The organism is Pseudoalteromonas carrageenovora IAM 12662, assembly GCF_900239935.1.
Taxonomy (GTDB): domain Bacteria; phylum Pseudomonadota; class Gammaproteobacteria; order Enterobacterales; family Alteromonadaceae; genus Pseudoalteromonas; species Pseudoalteromonas carrageenovora.
In genome coordinates, this window is sequence record NZ_LT965928.1 from 3135014 (window position 1) to 3156566 (window position 21553).

The window sequence follows — 21553 nt, forward strand, 5'->3', positions numbered from 1 at the left end:
TTAGGCGTACTGCCCACAAGCGAATCCACAGCTCCAAGCATACTGGAAGTTGTAGCCACCAAGCCAGCCTGTTACATCGGTTACTTCACCTATAAAATATAAGCCTTTAGCTTTTTTAGCTTCAAAGGTTTTAGAGCTCAACTCGTCGGTATCTACACCGCCTAAAGTTACCTCCGCTGTTCGATAGCCTTCAGTCCCATTGGGTTTAATTTGCCAAGCATGAATATAATTTACTAATTCATCTATTTGGGCATGTGTAAGTTGATTAATATTACAATCTGGAATTGCTTTGCTTTCATGCAATATTTCTATAAAGCGCTTTGGTAAAATAGTCGCAAGGCTGTTTTTTAGAGACTTTTGAGCTTGGCTTTCACGCCAGTCCACAAGTTGTTGTTTTAAGTTTATATCTGGTAATAAATTTATAATTACAGCCTGACCAGCTCGCCAAAAAGAGCTTATTTGTAATATTGCAGGTCCCGATAATCCTCTGTGAGTAAAAAGGATATTTTCTTTAAATACGGCGCCGTCTTCGCTTGAAACTTCACAAGGAATACTGATTCCCGAAAGCCCTTCAAAACGTTCTTTATCGTGCTGATGCAAAGTAAAGGGCACGAGCGCGGCCATTGTCGGTAGTACATTTAATCCAAACTGCTTAGCTACTTTATAACCTATTGGAGTTGCACCTAGCTTTGGCATAGTTAAGCCACCAGATGCAATGACAAGCGATTCACAGCTCAAGGTTTCTTGCTCTGTGGTAACGCTATAGCCGATTTCGGTTTTTGATACGCTGATCACTTCGTTGCGTAGCTTTATATTTACCCCGGCCCACTCACATTCGGTCAGTAAAATATCAACAATGTCTTGTGCATTGTTATCGCAAAAAAGTTGGCCTAGGGTTTTGTGGTGATAAGCCAAACCATGGCGGTCCACGAGCTCAACAAAGTCGTGTTGCGTGTAACGGCTTAGGCACGATTTAACAAAGTGAGGGTTACCGCATAGGTAGTTTTCGGGGCTAGCATTTTCGTTTGTAAAATTACAACGCCCTCCACCACTTATTAAAATTTTTCGGCCTGGTTTTTTACCCATATCAAGCACTGTAACGCTTCGGCCTCGGTAGCCTGCTTGTGCAGCACTCATTAACCCGGCTGCACCTGCGCCAATAACAATTACATCTACTTGATTCATTACTTTACCCTACTAAAAAATTTTTCCGATTATAGCAAATATTAACTAAACACCTTGAATAGAATTTATTGTTAGAAATATAGCAACAAATGTAATCGTGGTTAGTTATGTCTTTTCGACAAAAGGACAAACCAACTAATGCTAAAAGCGTATTTTGTTATTTAATCACAAATACTAAAAGACGTTAAAAGCACGGGTACACTAAGTTATAACCAAATGAAATAGGTACATAAGTAATTGGTATTTTAAAGTTATTAACAGATCATTTACCTTTGTTTCTGTTTCGTAATCGCTGATTACGAATTTACTAATAACAACTAGGGATAATTATGACAACAAGTAATAACTTCAAAAAATGTGCTATTGCACTAACGGTAAGTACACTTTTTGCTGCTAGCTCAAGCATGGCTCAATCTGTCTCAACCTCAATGGCAGAAACATCTGCAAAACTACAAACCCAAACCGGTTTTGAGACTCAGTTTATTATTAAATACAAAAACAATAATAATGAAATGGCGAGTATTTCTAGTACAGACGCGAGCCCTTCAAATATGAAGAAGCGTGCACAGAGCTTTGTAAAAAACTTCGCATCTAAAAAAGGAAAAGTAAAAACGAAGTATATCCGTGCTATGGCACTTAATAACCATCACGTTATGCGTGCAGACAAAAAACTAAGCGCTGAAGAAGCACAAGAATTTATGCAAGAAATGGTGGCTTCTGGCAATGTTGAATACATTGAAGTGGATCAAATGTTAAAGCCGTTCGCAACGCCTAACGATCCTCGCTATGGCGATCAATGGCACTACTACGAACAAGCAGGTGGTTTAAATTTACCGACCGCTTGGGATACAGCAACAGGTAGCGGCGTAGTGGTTGCGGTACTTGATACTGGTTACCGACCGCATGCAGACTTAAACGCTAACATTTTACCTGGTTACGATATGATCTCTAACCTGTCAGTAGCAAATGATGGCGGCGGTCGCGATAGTGATGCACGCGATCCAGGCGATGCCGTTGCGGCAAACGAATGTGGTAGTAATGCAGCCCAAGGCTCTAGTTGGCATGGGACTCACGTTGCAGGTACGGTTGCTGCAGTTACTAATAATGGCGAAGGTGTAGCCGGTGTTGCTTACGACGCAAAAGTTGTTCCGGTACGAGTACTGGGTAAATGTGGTGGTTTAACATCAGACATTGCTGATGGCATTATTTGGGCTTCTGGTGGAAGTGTGTCTGGCATTCCGGCAAACTCAAACCCTGCTGACGTAATTAACATGAGTTTAGGTGGCAGCGGCTCGTGTAGCTCTACTACTCAAAATGCGATTAACACAGCACGTAGTAATGGTACTGTGGTTGTTATTGCTGCAGGTAACGATAACGATAACTCAGCAAACTACAACCCTGGTAACTGTAGCGGTGTAGTAAACGTGGCATCGGTAGGCCGTAACGGCGGACGTGCATATTACTCAAACTACGGTAGCAATATTGATGTTGCTGCACCGGGTGGCGCGCAAAGCTTTGCGAATGATTCTGAAGGTGTTCTTTCGACTTATAATTCAGGTTCTTCTACACCGTCAAGCGATAGCTACGCCTTCTCTCAAGGTACATCAATGGCAGCCCCTCATGTTGCCGGTGTAGCAGCTCTTATAAAACAAGCTAAACCTAATGCGACTCCTGATGAAATTGAAAGTATTTTAAAATCAACTACTCGTTCATTCTCAGCAACATGTACTAGTTGTGGTACGGGCATTGTTGATGCCGCAGCAGCAGTTGCAGCTGCCAGTGGCACCACTACTCCACCAACTGGCGGAGATAATGAACTTGTTGATGGCGAAGCTAAAACAGGGTTAAGCGGCGCAGCAAATGCACAAGCATACTACACAATGACCGTTCCAAGTGGCGCGACTAACGTAACGTTCACTATGAGTGGTGGCACGGGCGATGCTGACTTATACGTACGTGCTGGAAGCCAACCAACCACAACTAGTTATGATTGTCGCCCATATGAAGGCGGTAATAGCGAAGAGTGTTCAATCGATAGCCCTGCAGCAGGTACATACCATGTAATGCTTCGTGGCTACTCTGCATACTCAGGCGTAAGCTTAGTGGGTAATATTACAGGTGGCTCTACAGGTGGCGGTTCAAGCACGCCTGAAGCCGGTGGTGGTACAGTAAGCGATGTTAGTGCGACTACTGGTAACTGGAAACATTATACTTTAGATGTGCCAGCAGGTATGAGTACATTTACTGTAACAACCTCTGGTGGTAGTGGTGATGCCGACTTATTTGTTAAGTTTGGCAGCCAGCCTACAGCTTCTAGCTACGATTGTCGTCCGTATAAAAATGGAAATGCTGAAACATGTACGTTTAGCAATCCACAAGCGGGAACTTGGCACTTAAGCGTAAATGCTTACAGCACCTTTTCTGGTTTGACGCTTAGCGGACAATACCAACCATAATATTCCCTTCCCCTGGGAGAAAAGGCCGAGCTAGTTAGCTCGGCCTTATTATTTGTACTTAAATTACAAAAACAAAAAACCCAGCATAAGCTGGGTTTTTACATTCTGAAAGAAAACTAAAATTACTTGATTTTAGCTTCTTTGAAAATCACATGTTTACGAGCCTTAGGATCGAACTTTTTGATTTCCATTTTTTCAGGCATGTTACGCTTGTTTTTGTCGGTAGTGTAGAAGAAACCAGTACCAGCAGTTGAAACTAAACGGATTTTATCGCGCATAATTCAATACCTTAAACTTTTTCGCCGCGAGCACGGATTTCTGTAAGAACCGCGTCGATGCCTTTTTTATCGATAATACGCATACCTTTAGTAGTAGTGCGTAATGTTACAAAACGTTTTTCACTTTCAACCCAAAAACGGTGTGTTTGTAGGTTAGGTAGGAAACGACGTCTAGTCGCGTTTCTCGCGTGTGAACGGTGATTACCAACCGCTGGACGCTTACCTGTAACTTGACATACTTTAGACATGTCTATATATCTCCAATAACTTCGCTCGAGCTTAATTTAACCTAAGGCCATGTATTTGTGCCCTAGATAAATCGAAGGGCGCTCTTTATACAGCTTTTACAGGCAAAGATCAAATACTGATCTATCCAACCAGCTCATATGTAAATTTGATAGCGGCTAATTATAAAGATCGAATGCCCTTAGGGAAAGTAAAAACTGCATTTAAATTAAACTAATTTGCTAAAACGTCCCAAACCGCTCATTTTTAACACACTTCTTCACCAAGCAACATTAAATAAGGCCTCTTTGCGCGAACGAAACACAGGTTTCACCGCCAACAATGATGTGATCAAGCACACTTATGTCGACTAATTGCAGTGCTTGTTGCAATTTATTAGTAATAAGTTTGTCTGCTTGGCTTGGTTCTGCAATTCCACTTGGGTGATTATGTGCAAAAATAACCGCGGCTGCATTATTTTTAAGCGCAGCTTTAACTACTTCTCTTGGGTAAACACTGGCCGAATTAATTGTCCCATAAAAAAGCACCTCGTCTTTGAGTAGCCTATTTTGACTATCGAGGTATAACACCATAAAAACTTCCTGCTGCAAACCACGCATTTGAATTGTTAGGTAATCGTATACTGAATCTGGAGAATTAAATACAGCCCCACGCTGACAGCGCTCTTGCATATAACGCTGACTTAGCTCAAGCACCGCTTGTAATTGTACATATTTGGCAGTACCAAGACCTTTTTGAGCGCAAAACTCTTCTTGGCTGGCATTAAATAAATTATGTAACGTTTGATTTTCGTTAAGCAGATGCTGAGCAAGTTCTATCACGTTCATTCCTGGCAGACCTGTGCGTAAAAATATAGCAAGTAACTCGGCATCACTTAGCGCTTTAGCCCCTTTTGCAATGAGTTTTTCGCGTGGGCGCAGTGAATTTGGTAGCGATGTTAATTGCATTATTCATCCTTGAGGAGCCAAAGTGTCTTATAACTGTAATGCAAATTTTAAAATTCGCCTGATTATTTCAAATTAAAAACTTAGCTGTACGGGTCAAGATTTGTTATTTTAGCCACAATATTAAATAAGACTGATGAACAACCATGATTAACTTAACAAACAAAAAAATTGTACTTGGCATTAGCGGCGGTATTGCAGCTTACAAATGTGCAGAGCTAGTTAGGCGCTTAAAAGACGCAGGCTGTGAAGTAAAAGTAGTCATGAGCGAATCAGCTAAACATTTTATAACGCCACTGACCATGCAAGCAGTAAGTGGAGAAATAGTGTCTGATTCATTACTTGACCCATCAGCAGAGGCTGCAATGGGGCATATTGAATTTGCAAAGTGGGCAGACCTTATTTTGGTGGCACCTGCGACAAGCAATATTATTGCTAAAATGGCGGCAGGTATTGCAGATGACTTACTGACCACACTACTACTTGCCACCCCTGCAAAAGTAGCCGTAGCACCTGCAATGAACCAACAAATGTACGCACACCCAGCTACACAAGCAAATTTAGCCACCTTAAAAGCCCGTAACGTGCTTATTTGGGGGCCAGGTAAAGGCGAACAAGCGTGTGGCGATGTAGGCGCAGGGCGCATGCTAGAGCCTCACGAGTTAGTTGCACTTTGTACAGCTAAAGAACAGCCACAAATACTTGCAGGTAAAACAATAACAATTACTGCAGGCCCAACACGAGAGCCTCTTGATCCAGTGCGTTTTATATCAAACCATAGTTCAGGGAAAATGGGTTACGCTCTAGCACAAGCGGCTCTAGAGCTAGGTGCGCAGGTTAATTTAATTTCAGGGCCGGTAACAATTAAAGCGCCAGCTGGTGTAAATTTAATAAATATTGAAAGTGCTGAGCAACTATTAAACGAAGCATTAAACTATGCACCGCAGTCAGACGTATTTATTGGCTGTGCAGCAGTTGCCGACTACAGAGCCGCAAATGTTGCAGATCAAAAAATGAAAAAACAAGGTGATGAGCTCACCCTTACCCTTGTTAAAAACCCCGATATAATTGCCGCTGTTGCTGCTATTAAAAACAACCGACCTTACACTGTAGGCTTTGCAGCCGAAACTCAAAACGTTGAAAGCTACGCTAAAAGTAAGCTTAAAAATAAAAACTTAGATATGATTTGCGCGAATGACGTATCAAAAAGTGGCCTGGGATTTAACTCTGATCATAATGCTTTAACATTATACTGGCACGATGAAAGCGTAGAATTACCAGCAACGAGTAAAACACAAATCGCACATCAAGTGATCGAACAGCTCGCTAAACATCTATAAAAATGCTGGAAACAAACTGAATAAAACATTAACATAAGCGACTCATTTGAACAAAAAATGACTGGCCCCAGCTAAGAATAACTAATAAAAAAGGAAGGTTCATGCCTGCGACAAAAAGAAGTAATCGCAAAGAGCAGATACTGCAAGCACTCGCACAAATGTTAGAAACCAGCCCAGGACAACGAATTACCACAGCAAAGCTTGCTGCTGAAGTAGGTGTTTCTGAAGCAGCGCTTTACCGTCATTTTCCTAGTAAAGCACGTATGTTTGAAGGCCTAATTGAGTTTATTGAAGACACACTTTTGTCGCGCATTAACCTTATTTTAGAAAACGAAAAAGAAAGCCAGACACGTATTTACAACATTTTATTATTACTCCTCACCTTTGCTGAGAAAAATCCGGGGATTACTCGCATATTGACCGGCGATGCATTACAAGGTGAACAAGAGCGCCTACGTGAACGTGTACAAGGTTTGTTTGAAAAACTAGAAACTCAGTTTAAACAAGTACTACGCGAGCGAAAACTGCGCGAAGGCAAAACCTTCCAAAGCGATGAGCTTACGCTTGCTAACTTTTTGCTTGCGTACGTTGAGGGCAAAATGAATCAATTTGTACGAAGCGACTTTAAAGCAAAGCCTAGTGTACAATTTGAAAAACAATGGCCCGAATTACAAAAAATCTGGCTTTAGTTTTACTCAATTAAACACAAAAAAACGACCTTCGGGTCGTTTTGTCGTATTGAGCTGCCATTTATCTGATCCGCTCGAATTGTGAGCCAAACTCGTTACAATGAAATAATGTCACAATACGAGAACCTATAATGAAAAAAAAGCTCACTTTACTAAGTTCAGCACTTGTTGCTAGCTTAGCCAGCACTGGTATTTACGCAAAAGAATCACTGCAATTTAAAGATGTATTTGATTTTAAATCGGCTAAAAACACGCAGCTATCTGACGATGGCCGTGTACTTACTTTTAGTGCAACGCCATATAGAGGTAATGCTACCGGCGAAGTTTATTCACTTCAAAAAAATAAACTTATTGCACAAATAGAACGCGGCACAAAGCCCTACATCAATAAGGCAGCAAACTGGGTAGCCTTTACTCAAGTACCTACACTCCTTGAAAAAGAAACCACTAAGAAAAAAGAAACGCTAAAAAATAACTTAATACTCGTTAATACTCAAACAGCTGAGCAGCAAAATTTTGATGATATAAAAGATTATAAATTATCTGATGACGGCACTTGGCTTGCCTATCGCTTAAATAAAGAAGACGATGAGCCAAAGGTAGAGCAAAGCGATAATGAAGATAAAAGTGCTATAACGCCTGATAAAAAAGATAAAACCTATCCGCTCGTTATTGTTAATTTAGCCGATAAACGCAGCCACACTATAGATAACGTATTCAGCTACGCCATTAACTCTATGGGTAATCAACTACTCGTTAGCCAAAGCTACAGCGACGGTAATGATAACCAAGTTGCACTCGTTGAGTTAAATAACTTTACTATCAGCACACTAATTGATGAGCCCGGTGTTATTGCTAATACCATAGCGTGGCACCCTACAAAAAATATTGCTGCATTTACATTGGGCAATTATATAAATGATGATACTCGCCGTCGCAATTATAGCTTGCAGCTATATAAAAATGAGCAGCTATCAACAATAGATTCACCAAATAAAGAATGGGTTATTGGTAAAACGGCATCGCTAGTGTGGTCAGAAAACGGCGAACGCTTATATTTTGAAAACCACCCTAAGCTTGCAGTTAAAGTAAAAGCTAAAGAATACACAGATGAAGCCTCACTTTACGACTTTGACACGATTCGTGAGCATAAAGGGCTGAATGTTTGGCATAACAACGATGCACAAATAAAGCCACGCGAAGAGCAGCAGTGGAATGCAGTTAATAAAAACCGCCATTACAGTGGTGTGTATCATGTTAACTCGCAAAAAGTTGTGCAGCTTAGTAACGAAACAATGCCAGAGCTTGCACTTAACCCTGAGCGAAGTGAATCGCTACTGGGCTCATCTAATATTCCTTACTTAAAAAAAATAATGTACGGAGGCTTCTTTGCTGATTACTTTGCTGTAAATATAAGTACAGGTAAACAAACACCTATTATTAGCAACTCTCCTTTTAGGCCAAGCCTTGCACCTAGCGGTGAATTTGCAGCTTACTTTAGTGATAGCCAAATACAGCTAAAAGATTTAAAAAATAACAAAGTAACCGCGCTTACCAAAGCCATTCAGGCAACTTTTGCCGATGATAAACACGACTACCCTTCTACACAACCTGGGTATGGTTTTGCAGGTTGGATGAACGACAGCAGTAAAGTGCTCGCTTATAGCAAATATGATATTTGGGCATTTGATGTGGACACTCAACAGGCTGAGCGTTTGACCAATGGCAAGCAAAGTAATACTCAATACCGAGTTATTAAACTTGATAAAAACCAAGTCGGCTTTGAACAAAACGATACATTACTCGTATCCGCTATTAATTTACAAACAAAGCAAAGTGAAGTTGCTAAACTCGATTTAGGCTCAAATACAATTACCAACGTTCTTAATGGCCAGAAGCGCTTTGATATTGTAAAAAAAGCAAAACATGCCGATAAATATGTATTTACTGAGCAAAGCTACCAACAATACCCTGATTACTACCAAACTGATTTTAGCTTTTCAGCGCCTAAAAAGGTGACTAACTTAAACCCACAAACAGCTGGTTTTGCATGGGGCGAAAAGCCAGAGCTAATAAGCTATAAAGGCTTTGATGGCGAAGATTTACAAGGCGTGTTAATCAAACCTGCTGGCTATAAAAAAGGCGATAAAGTACCGGTTGTTGTGTACTTTTATCGCTACATGAGCCAGCGTATGTATGATTTTCCTAAAATGGAGCTAAACCATCGCCCTAATTTCCCTATGTTTACCTCAAACGGTTACGCTGTATTTTTACCTGATATTCGCTTTGAAATAGGCCACCCGGGTAAATCGTCAACGCAAACCATGATTAACGCCACCCAAAAATTAATAGATTTAGGTATAGCCGACCCTGATAAAATAGGCCTACAAGGGCATTCATGGGCGGGTTATCAAAGTGCATTTATGATCACTCAAACAGATATGTTTAAAGCGGTTGTATCCGGTGCGCCAGTATCAAATATGACCAGTGCCTACAGTGGCATACGTTTAAAGTCGGGCCTTGCGCGTCAATTTCAATATGAAACAGGGCAAAGCCGTATAGGTAAAAACTTATTTGAAGCACCCGAGCTGTACATAGAAAACTCACCAGTATTTTTTGCTGATAAAGTAAATACTCCTATTTTAATTATGTTTGGCGATAAAGACGATGCAGTGCCTTGGCACGAAGGCGTACAGTACTACTTAGCACTAAGAAGAGCAGGTAAAGACGCTACGTTTTTACAGTATGAAGGTGAACCACATCACCTGAAAAAATTTCCTAATCAGGTCGATTTTTCAGTACGTATGATGCAGTACTTTGATCATTACTTAAAAGGCAAACCAGCTGCAAAGTGGATGAAAGAAGGCGAACCATTCATTGAAGAGTAAATAATAGCAATCTGCAATAAGACTTAATCAATTTGAGAGATTAAATCTGTCGCTAACTACGTTAAAAATTTCTCATTGACGACTGCATGGATGCAGAAGGTAGAGCGATGCAGGAGTAATTGCCGAGAACAACTAAATAACGAAATTTTTGCCTTGTTACCGACACGATTTTCTTACCTAAAATAGATCACTTAATTAAGCTGACTGGTAAAAACCACACTAAAAAGCCGATATTGCATGAGCAATATCGGCTTTTAATATTTTGGCAATAAAAAACCGCGTACTAAACACGGCTTTTAAAAATAGTTTATTAAAGTCCTGCGCGGTCTTTAATTACAGCTATAAGGGGTGAACCAGCGTGATTGCCTTCAGCCCATGAGATGTCTGCACCATCAGAAAGCGAGCTCTTAGATAGGTTTTTAACTATATACTCACCAGTATCAACTGCGTTACTAGCAACAGCATGGCGAAGCAAGTTATTACCATTACACTGTACTGCATCATAAATGTTACGAATTTTTACGCGAGAGCTTTTAAGCTTACTACGTAATCGGTTTTTATCATCTGCAGCAATGTACTCACAAATAGATACCGCTAATTGATCTTCAGCGTTTACAGGTGCTGTATACGAAAACGAACTTACAGCTACAACAGCAGTAAGTACAGCTAGCTTTGGTAATTTAAACATGACAAACCCTTTATGGTACTTTTTTCTTATATCGACTGTTTAATATTGTACCAACTCACCAAAATTTACGCAATAATGTTAACGTTTTTTGTATAAAGTTACGAATTTATAACTAGATTTATTCTTCTCATCAGGAAGATTTTTCACTTCTTCTTCGATATGCCAATTAGCTCTTTTATTATAATCAGGAAACTGAGTATCCCCTTTTACATCCAAATCTATAAAGGTTAAATATAGGCGATCAGCTTTTTCTAAAAACTGTTGATAAATATTTCCACCGCCGATAATCATTACTTCTTCAACGTCACTAACCAGCTTTAATGCAGCCTCTGGCGTAGTTACTGTTTCAATGCCTGGTGCGCTATATTCGTTATTACGCGTAATAATAATATTTCGACGACCCGGTAAAGGACGCCCAATTGACTCAAACGTTTTACGCCCCATGATCACAGGTTTTCCCGTTGTCACTTTTTTAAAGTGCTGTAAATCAGCAGGCAAATGCCATGGCATTTTATTATCGAGGCCAATTACACGATTGTTTGCCATTGCAGCGATCATAGAAATTATCATATTAAATACCTAGTACTTTATTCTTAAACAAAGAAAAAGGAGCATAAGCTCCTTTTTAATAAATTCAGTTTTATTAGCGCTCGTAGACAACTTCTACGTCGTAATCATCTTCATCCCAGTCGTCCCAATCATCATCATTGCCTTTACCTTTGGTGGCTTTTTCATGATAGGTATCCCACTTAAATTCAACTTCTTCATCTTCAACCTGTACAAACTTCTCTTTAGGCATACTATCTAGAAGTGTCATGATGTCGTGAATTAATGGCTGAGTATGTAGCTTATTAATTGCTGAAATATTATAAATATTTTCAGTTTCGCCTAGCTCTTCTGCAATAGCTGTACATAACGCTTGTGCTTCGTCTTCTGGTAATAAGTCAATTTTATTGAATACTAACCAGCGCGGCTTCTCTGCGAGTTTAGGGCTGTATTGGTGTAACTCATTAATAATGGCAAATGCATTATCTACAGGGTTGGAACCGTCCACTGGCATTACATCAATAATATGCAATAGCACGCGACAACGCTCTAAATGCTTTAAGAAACGAATACCTAAGCCAGCACCATCAGATGCCCCTTCAATTAATCCAGGTATATCTGCTATAACAAATGACTTGTTAGCTTCTGGACGCACAACACCTAAATTAGGAATAAGCGTCGTAAATGGATAATCAGCTACTTTAGGGCGTGCTGCAGATACACTACGAATAAACGTAGATTTACCGGCATTTGGCAAGCCAAGTAGGCCTACATCGGCTAATAGTAGTAACTCTAGTTTTAAGTTACGTACTTCACCCGGTGTACCTAATGTTTTTTGACGAGGAGCACGATTAGTACTTGATTTAAAACGTGCATTCCCCAAGCCGTGGAAACCACCTTTTGCAACCAATATTCTTTGACCATGTTGAGTTAAATCACCTAGTCCCTCTTGGGTGTCAACATCCATGATTCGTGTACCAACCGGTACCATAACAAATAAATCGTCGGCTTTTTTACCTGTACAGTTACGGCTTCGACCATTTGTGCCACGTTCAGCTCTATGAAAACGCTCAAATTGATAATCAATAAGGGTATTTAAGTTTTCATCAGCTTGTAGATAAACACTACCACCGTCTCCACCGTCACCGCCATCAGGTCCACCATCTGGTACATATTTTTCACGACGGAAAGACACAATGCCGCTGCCACCGTCTCCAGCTTCTGCGCGGATTTCTACTTCATCTACAAACTTCATGATTACTCACTTTAGGGATTGGCTTGTTTAATAACTCTATTATATACCCAAGCCAACGCAAATGCAGGCTTGGGTATATATTTGACTGGACTACAAAACAAAAAACCCCGCAAAGGCGGGGTTTTTAACTACCTTACTGATTACTCAGCTACGATAGTTACGTATTTACGGTTTAAAGGACCTTTTTGTTCAAATTGAACTTTACCATCTGCTTTTGCGAAGATAGTGTGGTCTTTACCGATACCTACGTTTGCGCCAGGGTGGAAACGAGTTCCACGTTGACGAACAATGATGCTACCCGCTAGAACTGATTCGCCACCAAAACGCTTAACACCTAGGCGTTTGCTTTCTGAATCGCGACCGTTACGAGTACTACCAGCTGCTTTTTTATGTGCCATTTCTAAGTACCTCTAATTAAGCGCTAATGCCAGTGATTTTAACTTCAGTGAACCATTGACGATGGCCCATTTGCTTACGAGAATGCTTACGGCGTCTAAATTTAACAACCTTAATCTTCTCACCGCGACCATGTGAAACAACCTCAGCTGTTACTTTACCACCGTTTACGAACGGTACACCGATCTCGATTTTCTCACCATCAGCAACTAAAAGTACTGAATCAAATTCTACTGCCGCACCAGTTTCAACGTCTAATTTTTCAAGACGAATCGTTTGACCTTCAGTCACACGATGCTGTTTACCACCACTTTGGAAAACCGCGTACATAATTAACTCCGTCTGTGCGCCCTCAAATCGACGCAACTAAAATATTCTTCGATAGGGCGCGAAGTTTACGCTAACGCGAAATAACTAGCAAGCCTATTTTGTAATTAAAATGAATAAAAAGTAGCTGCATTGAGAGCAATTCAATATTTCCCCCATTTTATATTAATTAGGCCTTTTGCCAAGCGCTTTTTAGCCCTTGCTTAAAATTATTTTATGTAGGCAAACAACCCGTCAACAGTACAATAACTAATCGTAACTGACACTGCGATTTGGTTATCAATTAAACAGTTATCTTGGCTAATTCAGTCTAAATTAAGTACTTTAATAGTGTTTTTTCAATCAATCGTCACAAAATATCGAGCTAGTGCATTTTTTGTTGTACAATCTGCGCCGTTCACACATAAAAATTGGCTCGGAGATCAATGGATATAAAAGCTATCCAGGCGTTAATCGAAAGCGATATGAATGACGTCAATCAACTTATACATGCGCAAATGCGCTCAGATGTGGCGTTAGTTAACCAACTAGGTTTATACATTGTAAACAGCGGTGGTAAGCGCGTGCGTCCAATGCTGGCTATATTAGCTGCCAGAGCTTTAGGCTATCAGGGCAAAGATCATATTACGCTTGCAACAATTGTTGAGTTTATTCATACCGCAACGCTATTACACGATGACGTTGTAGATGAGTCTAACTTACGCCGAGGCACACCTACAGCAAATGCTGAATTTGGTAATGCAGCTAGCGTGCTTGTGGGTGACTTTATTTATACTCGCTCTTTTCAGCTAATGGTTGGCCTGGGTAAAATGCAGGTTATGCAGGTCTTAGCGGATGCAACTAACATTATAGCTGAGGGCGAAGTACTGCAATTAATGAACTGCAACGATCCCGATACTACCGAAGCTAGCTACATGCAGGTTATTTATTCTAAAACAGCTAAATTATTTGAAGCGGCTACAGGCCTAGCTGCAATTATTACTGAGCAAGATAAATCAACACTTGAGGCACTTAATTTATACGGTATGCATTTAGGTACCGCTTTTCAGCTTGTTGATGACGTACTCGATTACAATGCAGATGCTGATCAATTGGGTAAAAATATAGGTGATGATTTAGCCGAAGGTAAGCCAACTTTGCCACTTATATATGCAATGCAACATGGCAATACACATCAAACACAATTAATTCGTGATGCTATTGAACACAGTAATGGTATGGAGCATTTAGAAGAGATTTTATCTACGCTCAAACAAACCAATGCGCTTGAGTTTACAATGCAAAAAGCAGAGCTTGAAGCCGATAAAGCGATTGCTTGCTTAGACTTTTTACCTGAATCTAAATACAAACAAGCATTAGTCAGCTTAGCCCGTATAGCCGTTGACCGGGATCACTAACCTTAGTATGCCTCTTAATTTTGATTAAGAGTAAACAAATCTCGAGCAACAAAAAAGCCTGCAAATGCAGGCTTTTTTAATACTCAATTGGCTATTACGCCATGAAATCAACACCTTCTTTGATGTCTTTTTTCAGTGTTTCAAGCATATCGTTTTTAGCTTTTTCTTCAAATGCGCTTAGCTCGCCGTAAGAAAGAATTTCTTCTACGCCGTTTTTACCTAAACGTACTGGGTGAGCAAAGTACTCTGCATCGCCATTTTCAACAGCAACATATGCGTAATCTACTACGTCTTCACCTTGTAGGCCTTTAACTAAAGACATACAAAAACGCGCAGCAGCAGCACCCATAGATAATGTAGCAGAACCACCACCCGCTTTAGCATTTACAACTTCAGTACCTGCGTTTTGGATACGTGGAGTAAGTGCAGCTACTTCTTCATCAGTAAAGCTTACGCCTTCAACTTGAGAAAGTAGAGGAAGAATAGTTGTGCCTGAGTGACCGCCAATTACTGGTACTTTAACAGTTGCTACGTCTACACCTTTAAGTTCAGCAACAAAAGCTTCTGAACGAATCACGTCAAGTGTAGTAATACCAAATACGCGTTTAGCGTCGTAAGTACCTGCTTTTTTAAATACTTCAGCAACAATTGGCACAGTGCCATTTACTGGGTTTGTAATAATACCTACAAACGCTTTTGGACAGCTTGCAACAATGCCTTCAGCTAATGTTTTGATGATGCCGGCATTTACGTTGAATAAATCCGCACGATCCATACCTGGCTTACGTGGCATACCCGCTGGGATAAGTACGATATCAGAACCTTCAAGCGCTTTATTTAAATCGTCTGCGCCAAAGCCTGCAACTTTAACATCTGTTGGGATGTGAGAAAGATCAACAGCAACACCTGGTACTACTGGTGCAACATCGTAAAGTGATAATTCAGAGCCAGCTGGTAAGCCTGTTTTTAATAATAAAGACAACGCTTGACCGATACCGCCTGCAGCACCTAATACAGCAACTTTCATTGGAATTCTCCGTAATTTGAGGTAGGAAATATTTGTGGCTCTTAAGATAATGAAATTAGCGACTAAAAACAAATTTATCCTGCTTATTTCAAGTATATTTTCGACCATAGTTGTAAACTTTGCTCGTTTATCGCATCAAACTGGCAAGTTAACTAAACAACTGCTGCATAATTATTCATTTTTGTGTAGAATTTGCATTATAAATAACAAAAATGAATAAAGACTATGCAACCACAAGATAAACAAGAAGCGTTAGTTAAAGCGTTTAAATCCCTTTTAAAAGAAGAAAACTTTGGCTCTCAAGGCGAAATAGTCGATGCTCTAAAAGAACAAGGCTTTGACAATATAAGCCAAAGTAAAGTGTCGCGTATGTTAAGCAAGTTTGGTGCTGTACGTACACGTAACGCAAAGCAAGAAATGGTTTACTGCTTACCGGCCGAAATGGGTGTACCAACAGCTAAAAGCCCGCTGCGTCAGCTTGTAATTGATATTATGCATAATGAAATGATGATTATCATCACGACAAGCCCTGGGGCTGCACAATTAATTGCACGTTTACTGGACTCATTAGGTAAAGCGGATGGTGTTTTAGGAACTATTGCAGGTGATGACACCATATTTATTGCTCCAGCAAAAATATCAGAAATAGACATTACGCTGGAGCGCGTTCGTATTTTATTTGATACGGTTTAAAGCTGCTTTAAAAAACCAATTGAGGGTGCAAAAAACGCAGACCCCATATCGGCTTGAGTAAAATCAAGCCAATGGTCATAACACTCCCCTGTCCCTAAGCGACTCGTAAGTACCTTTTCAAACGCACCACCCGATGCAGAACAAGTAATACTTAGCATTCCTTGCTCATAAACATCGCCATAAGGCATGCTTTGATTGAGTAATAACGCATGACCATTTTCATCTTTTAATTCACTTCGCGATGCATGACTAGTGCTAATAGCTGGCTCAATGAGTGTATTATCTAAACGCGTACGCCCCATAATTTGCTCTTGCTCGCTCAGTGATAAGTGCTGCCATACAGTTAGGTCGTGTTTAAAACGCTGCACATGAATATAACTGCCCTGATCTTCAAAACTATTTGGCTTATTAACTAAAGCAGTTGCACGCTTTTGCCTGCCATGTGGCGTGTTGCCTCCATAAATAAAACCATTAAAGTCACGACCATCTAAAAAGCGAAAGTTACGAATTTGCTCCACCAGCTCAACATCAGGGGCAAATAACTTTAAAATTTGTAGCGCAAATAAATGGTTAACGTCTTCTCGGTCTGAGCGTATTTGAATAAATAAATCACATGGCTGGGCACTCATAACAAAATCGCTATGGTTTATATTAGGAAAGCTTTGTAGTTCGCTAGGGATATATTCAGGCAAAATATGCGGCCAATACTGGGCGCCAATAGCAACCATGCACGAAAGCATAGACTCCGAGAACTGATCGCTAAACTCCTCCTCAATAGCGCTAACTCGTTTGAGTTTTGCACGCAACGATTCGTCCTGAGCGTCAAATACATTAAAAAATAGGTGCAAACCATGTAAGTTTGCTTCAGCACAAATCCCAGACTGCGCTTGCGCCATTGTTATTCCTTAGCTTTTTATATAACACAGCGAATAACACATTGATTATGATTCGAAAAAATTCACTGTGTGGGGTTTTATTTTTATAATAACCTGTTCATTTTTCTCAAATGACTGGCCATATTGTGCAGCAACTTCAATCTCTTGTTCTGCAATTACAACACTATAAACATAAGCAGAGCCAATAAATCGGCGACTTAAAATAGTAATAGCTTGGCTGTTTTCATCGCAATTTTTACACGCTAATTCTATTTGATGAGGGCGAATATATAATTGCCCATTTTTAGTTTTGTGCGTATGCGCAACTTGCGATTTAACGACACCAAACGCCGTATTATATTCAGTTGCTGTTAATGCTTGTGCGTCTAAGTATATGCCCTGACCCAGAAACTCTGCAACCTCCTTTGACTTTGGCATAGCAAAAAGCGCTTCTGGTGAGCCCTGCTGAGCTATTTTACCTCTATGCATAATGGCAAGCGTGTCTGAAAAAGCAAAGGCCTCTTCTTTTGAGTGCGTAACGAATACAGCTGACACTTGCTGTGTTTTAATAATGCGACGGATATCAGCAATAAGCTCAAAACGCACTTGCGTATCAATATTAGAAAAGGGCTCATCGAGCAATAATAAACTAGGTTTATAAGCCAGTGCCCGCGCTATAGCTACACGTTGCTGCTGCCCACCAGAGAGCTGATGTGGAAAACGTTTTGCACAGCCGGTTAAGTGCACCAACTTAAGCATTTCATCAACACGCGCGCGCTTTTGCTCTTTATTTGTTTTGTTTAGCCCAAACGCAATATTATCGGCCACTGTAAGGTGCGGAAACAACGCATAATCTTGAAACATCATTCCTATATTACGATGCTCTGGTGAGACAAATGATTGCTCGTCACTTACAAGCTTACCATCTATAAATATACTACCTTGATTAGTCTCTATTAACCCTGCAATTGCTTTTAATGTTGTTGTTTTGCCACAACCACTGGCACCAAGTAAGCACACTATTTCGTCCTTACCAACCGTTAAATCTAAATTATGTAGCACTTGCATGGCACTGTAGTGATAGCTCACGCCTTGTAAAATTAAACTACTCATTTAACTGCGCTGCTCCATAGAACGGTTAATAAAATACAAAGGTATAAACCCAACAATAACAATAAATAATGCAGATATAGACGCAAGCTCTAATTGCTCATCACTCACGTACTGAAAAACATGTGTCGCTAAACTTTCAAAGTTAAAAGGTCGCAACAGCAAAGCTGCAGGCAGTTCTTTCATGCATTCAATAAACACTAATAACGCAGCGGTCAGTAACCCTCTTCGTAGTAAAGGTAAATGCACTAAACGCAGTGTTTGCCCTAAGCTTTTACCCATAGATTGGCTGGCCATATCGAGCGAGGGGCTGATCCGTACAAAGCTTGACTCTATTGCACCATGAGCAATGGCATAAAAACGCACAACATAAGCGAGTATGATGGTTAAAATACTGCCTGTAAGTAATAAACCTATATCTAAGTTATAGGGCTCTAGCGCTGTATTAATAGAGTTTTCTACTAAAGTAAGCGGCAGTAACACCGCAATTGCAAGCACAGTACCTGGTAGCGCATAACCTGTACTTGCTAACCGACCTGGTATTAAAGGATATGTTTGTTTTGCTACGCGTTGATAAAACACCACAAAGATACTCAATACAATAGTTGCAACACTCACGATTGCTGCCACTTTTAAGCTTTGCCACGCGTAGCTAAAAAATGCGGCATTCCATGCCTTATCAAAGTAAGTAATTGCATAACTCAAAAGCACAGTAATAGGAATAATAAACGCAAGGATTAAAATAGCACTACAAAATAATGTAGCTAACCATGCTGACTTACCTTTTAGAATATATAACGACTCACTATTTACACCTGATTGGCGCTCAAACACGGCTTGCTTGCGGCGACTAAAGCGTTCGGCCATTAATGCTAAAAATAGAAGTAGCAGCATGACACCCGATATTTTGGCAGCCGCTGTTAACGAGTAATAACCAAACCACGTATCGTAAACTGCAGTCGTTAATGTACTTACGGCAAAATAACTAACGGTTGCAAAGTCAGCCATGGTTTCCATACTAATCAGTGCAAGTGCCGCGACTATAGCCCCACGCGAAAGCACTAAACTCACCCTAAAAAAGCTCTGCCAAGGAGACAAGCCCATTAGTTGGCTGGCTTGCACTAACTTAAATGACTGTTCACGAAGAGCCGTTTTAAAGATTAAAAACAAATATGGGTAAAGCACTAAGGCAATCATGACTATTGCACCAGGTAAAGTGCGTATATCAAAAAACCAATAATCGTTAGGGGATTGCCAGCCAAACCACTCTCTGAGGGCTATTTGAACAGGGCCTGCGTAATCAAGTAAGTCGGTATAAACATAAGCAATTATGTAGGTCGGCATGGCAAGTGGCAGCATAAGTGCCCATTCAAATTGCTTTTTACCAGGAAAGTGACAATACGCAGTGAGCCAGCCAAGCGGTAACGCAATAACGCAGCTAAGCACAGACACACCAACAACAAGCAGTACCGTATTTAAAATATAATCCCACAGCACTGTATCCCAAAGGTGAGAAAACACCTCAGAGTCGCCTTGTAAGGATTCAAGTAATAGAAAAAACAACGGGGCCGACAGTATTAAGCCTGTTGCCCACGAAAATAGCTGCCATTTCGACAGCTTAAATTGAGAATTCATTAAAGATCGAATTTCACCTCATCAATTAACTTAAGTGCTAACGGACGATATTTACTAATTTCATCAAGTGGTAAACTGTCTTCTTTGAAGCTTCCCCAAGAGGCAACCAAACTTGATAACTCAACACCTAGTTTAACCGGATATTCCATATTAACCGAAGCGTACATATTTTGTGCTTTATTATCGGTCATGTATTCTATGAGTTTTAAAGCGTTTTTAGGGTTTTTAGCATACTTAGTAATAACCGCACCCGACACATTAATATGTGAACCTCGGTTAGTTTGGTTAGGAAAGTTAATACTAACAGACTCAGCCCATGCTTTTTGTACATCATCTTCCAACATTTTACCAAGGTAGTAACTGTTACCCAGCGCTAAATTACACAAGCCTTCTTTAACCGCCTTTACTTGCGCTCTATCGTTACCTTGTGGCTTACGAGCTAAGTTAGCCTTAACACCTTCTAGCCATGATTTTGTGTTTTCTTCACCATGGTGTGCAATCATCGAAGCCACTAAACCCAAATTATACGGATGCTTACCAGAGCGTGTACAAATTTGTCCTTGGTATTTAGGGTCTGCTAAATCTTCGTAAGTGAGCTCAGGTAATGCTCCAAGTCGCTCTTTAGATGAATATACATTACGCACACGCTTGGTAAGTGCAACCCATTGGCCATCGCCATCACGAAACGCCGCTGGTACATTTGTATTAATGCGGTCACTTTTAATCGTTTGCGTTAGCTTTAAATCCTCAAGCTGAATAAGCGCACTAAAGTTAGATGTTAAAACTAAATCGGCTTTACTATGCTTTCCCTCACGCTTTACACGTTCAATTAGCCCTTTTTTAGCAAAAACAACATTGGTTTTAATACCTGTTTGCTTTGTAAAATCGTCTAAAATTGGCTGGATTAAAAATGGCTGACGAAAAGAATAAATATTAACCACATCGCTTGCCAAGGCTGGCATAGACGTGACTAACCCCAAACACAGTGCTAAAGCTTTCTTCATTACTTCACCTAAATAGTAATTATTATCAAAGAATTCTACCGTGATCAGCTAAAAAGTGCACACTTTAAATAAATGTAAATATGTAAATAACGCCCAAAAAGGAAATTGCGCGTAAGACATATCTCACGGATATGGCAGCTAATGAGTAAAAAACGTTATAAAAAAACAGTAGTTAAAGCTTAACGCTTTGTTTTAAATGTATTTTTAAAAACTTACAATTGTATTAAAGGAAGTTTAATGTAGTTTATATCCTACTTTACTTAGGGTTAGCCATTATAATTACTACATCAACCAAGCAGTGATGCTTATCGAGTAAAAGGAAATGGACTGCTTACTCGAACAACCAATGATTAGGTTACTACGGACAACACGGAAATTAGGACAGGCTCAGGATGAGTATCGCAATGGATTGTTGCACAAAGGATAGTATCAGGATGGTACGTAAAGGAAGCAACTGAGGATTAAGTTGTTTAACAGGATGTAGGAATAAATGGACAGGCCTTTTAGGTAACACAACGGATTGATTAACACATGGAAGCACAAGTAAGTGCAAAGAAGGACCGGTAATAGTTTT

Annotated in this window: 20 protein-coding genes; 6 read left to right on the plus strand and 14 right to left on the minus strand. The window is 40.2% G+C overall.

Annotated elements, in window-relative coordinates:
* A complete protein-coding gene (locus tag ALFOR1_RS14240; RefSeq protein WP_104643347.1) occupies positions 1–1185 on the minus strand; it encodes a BaiN/RdsA family NAD(P)/FAD-dependent oxidoreductase in 1185 nt (394 codons plus the stop codon).
* Between the two features lie 329 nt (positions 1186–1514).
* Here ALFOR1_RS14240 and ALFOR1_RS14245 point away from each other — a divergent pair, with 329 nt between their 5' ends.
* Positions 1515–3641, plus strand: coding sequence for a S8 family peptidase (locus tag ALFOR1_RS14245; protein WP_104643348.1), 2127 nt, complete (start codon positions 1515–1517; stop codon positions 3639–3641).
* Positions 3642–3763: 122 nt separating this feature from the next.
* On the opposite strand, the gene rpmG is transcribed toward ALFOR1_RS14245, so the two are convergent.
* The 3 genes from rpmG to radC all read right to left on the minus strand — a co-directional run bounded on the left by rpmG (position 3764) and on the right by radC (position 5112).
* Positions 3764–3919 carry a 50S ribosomal protein L33 gene (rpmG, locus tag ALFOR1_RS14250; protein WP_004587947.1) on the minus strand — a complete coding sequence of 52 codons (156 nt, stop codon included), beginning with the start codon at positions 3917–3919 and terminating at the stop codon, positions 3764–3766.
* Positions 3920–3930: 11 nt separating this feature from the next.
* Positions 3931–4167, minus strand: a complete 237-nt coding sequence (rpmB, locus tag ALFOR1_RS14255) for a 50S ribosomal protein L28 (protein WP_006793236.1) — start codon at positions 4165–4167, stop codon at positions 3931–3933.
* A 270-nt stretch (positions 4168–4437) separates the two neighbouring features.
* The gene (gene radC / locus ALFOR1_RS14260; protein ID WP_104643349.1) at positions 4438–5112 is read right to left on the minus strand and encodes a RadC family protein; all 675 of its coding nucleotides are present in this window, start codon (positions 5110–5112) and stop codon (positions 4438–4440) included.
* 143 nt (positions 5113–5255) lie between these two features.
* Between radC and coaBC the strand changes: the two genes are divergently transcribed.
* The 3 genes from coaBC to ALFOR1_RS14275 all read left to right on the plus strand — a co-directional run bounded on the left by coaBC (position 5256) and on the right by ALFOR1_RS14275 (position 10026).
* Entirely contained in the window at positions 5256–6449 is a 1194-nt protein-coding gene (gene coaBC, locus ALFOR1_RS14265; protein WP_104643350.1) for a bifunctional phosphopantothenoylcysteine decarboxylase/phosphopantothenate--cysteine ligase CoaBC, read from the plus strand.
* 101 nt (positions 6450–6550) lie between these two features.
* Positions 6551–7138 carry a nucleoid occlusion factor SlmA gene (slmA, locus tag ALFOR1_RS14270; protein ID WP_058549423.1) on the plus strand — a complete coding sequence of 196 codons (588 nt, stop codon included), beginning with the start codon at positions 6551–6553 and terminating at the stop codon, positions 7136–7138.
* Positions 7139–7269: 131 nt separating this feature from the next.
* Positions 7270–10026, plus strand: a complete 2757-nt coding sequence (locus ALFOR1_RS14275) for a S9 family peptidase (RefSeq protein WP_104643351.1) — start codon at positions 7270–7272, stop codon at positions 10024–10026.
* A 310-nt stretch (positions 10027–10336) separates the two neighbouring features.
* Here the strand turns inward: ALFOR1_RS14275 and ALFOR1_RS14280 are convergent, their stop codons facing one another.
* The 5 genes from ALFOR1_RS14280 to rplU form a co-directional block, all read right to left on the minus strand.
* Positions 10337–10714 (minus strand): DUF3718 domain-containing protein, encoded by a 378-nt coding sequence (locus ALFOR1_RS14280; RefSeq protein WP_058549421.1) that lies wholly within the window; start codon positions 10712–10714, stop codon positions 10337–10339.
* 78 nt (positions 10715–10792) lie between these two features.
* The gene (folA, locus tag ALFOR1_RS14285) at positions 10793–11284 is read right to left on the minus strand and encodes a type 3 dihydrofolate reductase (protein WP_104643352.1); all 492 of its coding nucleotides are present in this window, start codon (positions 11282–11284) and stop codon (positions 10793–10795) included.
* 73 nt (positions 11285–11357) lie between these two features.
* The gene (cgtA, locus tag ALFOR1_RS14290) at positions 11358–12515 is read right to left on the minus strand and encodes an Obg family GTPase CgtA (protein WP_104643353.1); all 1158 of its coding nucleotides are present in this window, start codon (positions 12513–12515) and stop codon (positions 11358–11360) included.
* Between the two features lie 140 nt (positions 12516–12655).
* Positions 12656–12913 (minus strand): 50S ribosomal protein L27, encoded by a 258-nt coding sequence (gene rpmA / locus ALFOR1_RS14295; RefSeq protein ID WP_008114963.1) that lies wholly within the window; start codon positions 12911–12913, stop codon positions 12656–12658.
* 16 nt (positions 12914–12929) lie between these two features.
* Positions 12930–13241 carry a 50S ribosomal protein L21 gene (gene rplU / locus ALFOR1_RS14300; protein ID WP_004587921.1) on the minus strand — a complete coding sequence of 104 codons (312 nt, stop codon included), beginning with the start codon at positions 13239–13241 and terminating at the stop codon, positions 12930–12932.
* Positions 13242–13663: 422 nt separating this feature from the next.
* Between rplU and ispB the strand changes: the two genes are divergently transcribed.
* Positions 13664–14635, plus strand: coding sequence for an octaprenyl diphosphate synthase (gene ispB / locus ALFOR1_RS14305; RefSeq protein WP_104643354.1), 972 nt, complete (start codon positions 13664–13666; stop codon positions 14633–14635).
* 94 nt (positions 14636–14729) lie between these two features.
* Here ispB and mdh read toward each other — a convergent pair whose 3' ends face one another.
* Complete coding sequence (mdh, locus tag ALFOR1_RS14310) at positions 14730–15662, minus strand: malate dehydrogenase (RefSeq protein WP_058549417.1); 933 nt, start codon at positions 15660–15662, stop codon at positions 14730–14732.
* Positions 15663–15887: 225 nt separating this feature from the next.
* Here mdh and argR point away from each other — a divergent pair, with 225 nt between their 5' ends.
* Positions 15888–16355, plus strand: coding sequence for a transcriptional regulator ArgR (gene argR / locus ALFOR1_RS14315; protein WP_058549416.1), 468 nt, complete (start codon positions 15888–15890; stop codon positions 16353–16355).
* Here the strand turns inward: argR and ALFOR1_RS14320 are convergent.
* From ALFOR1_RS14320 to ALFOR1_RS14335, 4 genes are read right to left on the minus strand one after another with little or no spacing between them, the layout of a single operon-like run.
* Positions 16352–17251 (minus strand): Dyp-type peroxidase, encoded by a 900-nt coding sequence (locus ALFOR1_RS14320; protein WP_058549415.1) that lies wholly within the window; start codon positions 17249–17251, stop codon positions 16352–16354. The genes argR and ALFOR1_RS14320 overlap by 4 nt on opposite strands.
* Positions 17252–17296: 45 nt before the next feature.
* Complete coding sequence (locus tag ALFOR1_RS14325; protein ID WP_104643355.1) at positions 17297–18343, minus strand: ABC transporter ATP-binding protein; 1047 nt, start codon at positions 18341–18343, stop codon at positions 17297–17299.
* Positions 18344–19975 (minus strand): ABC transporter permease, encoded by a 1632-nt coding sequence (locus tag ALFOR1_RS14330; RefSeq protein WP_104643356.1) that lies wholly within the window; start codon positions 19973–19975, stop codon positions 18344–18346.
* Positions 19975–20979 carry a Fe(3+) ABC transporter substrate-binding protein gene (locus ALFOR1_RS14335; protein WP_104643357.1) on the minus strand — a complete coding sequence of 335 codons (1005 nt, stop codon included), beginning with the start codon at positions 20977–20979 and terminating at the stop codon, positions 19975–19977. The genes ALFOR1_RS14330 and ALFOR1_RS14335 overlap by 1 nt, the downstream gene beginning before the upstream one ends.
* Positions 20980–21553 lie beyond the last annotated feature (574 nt).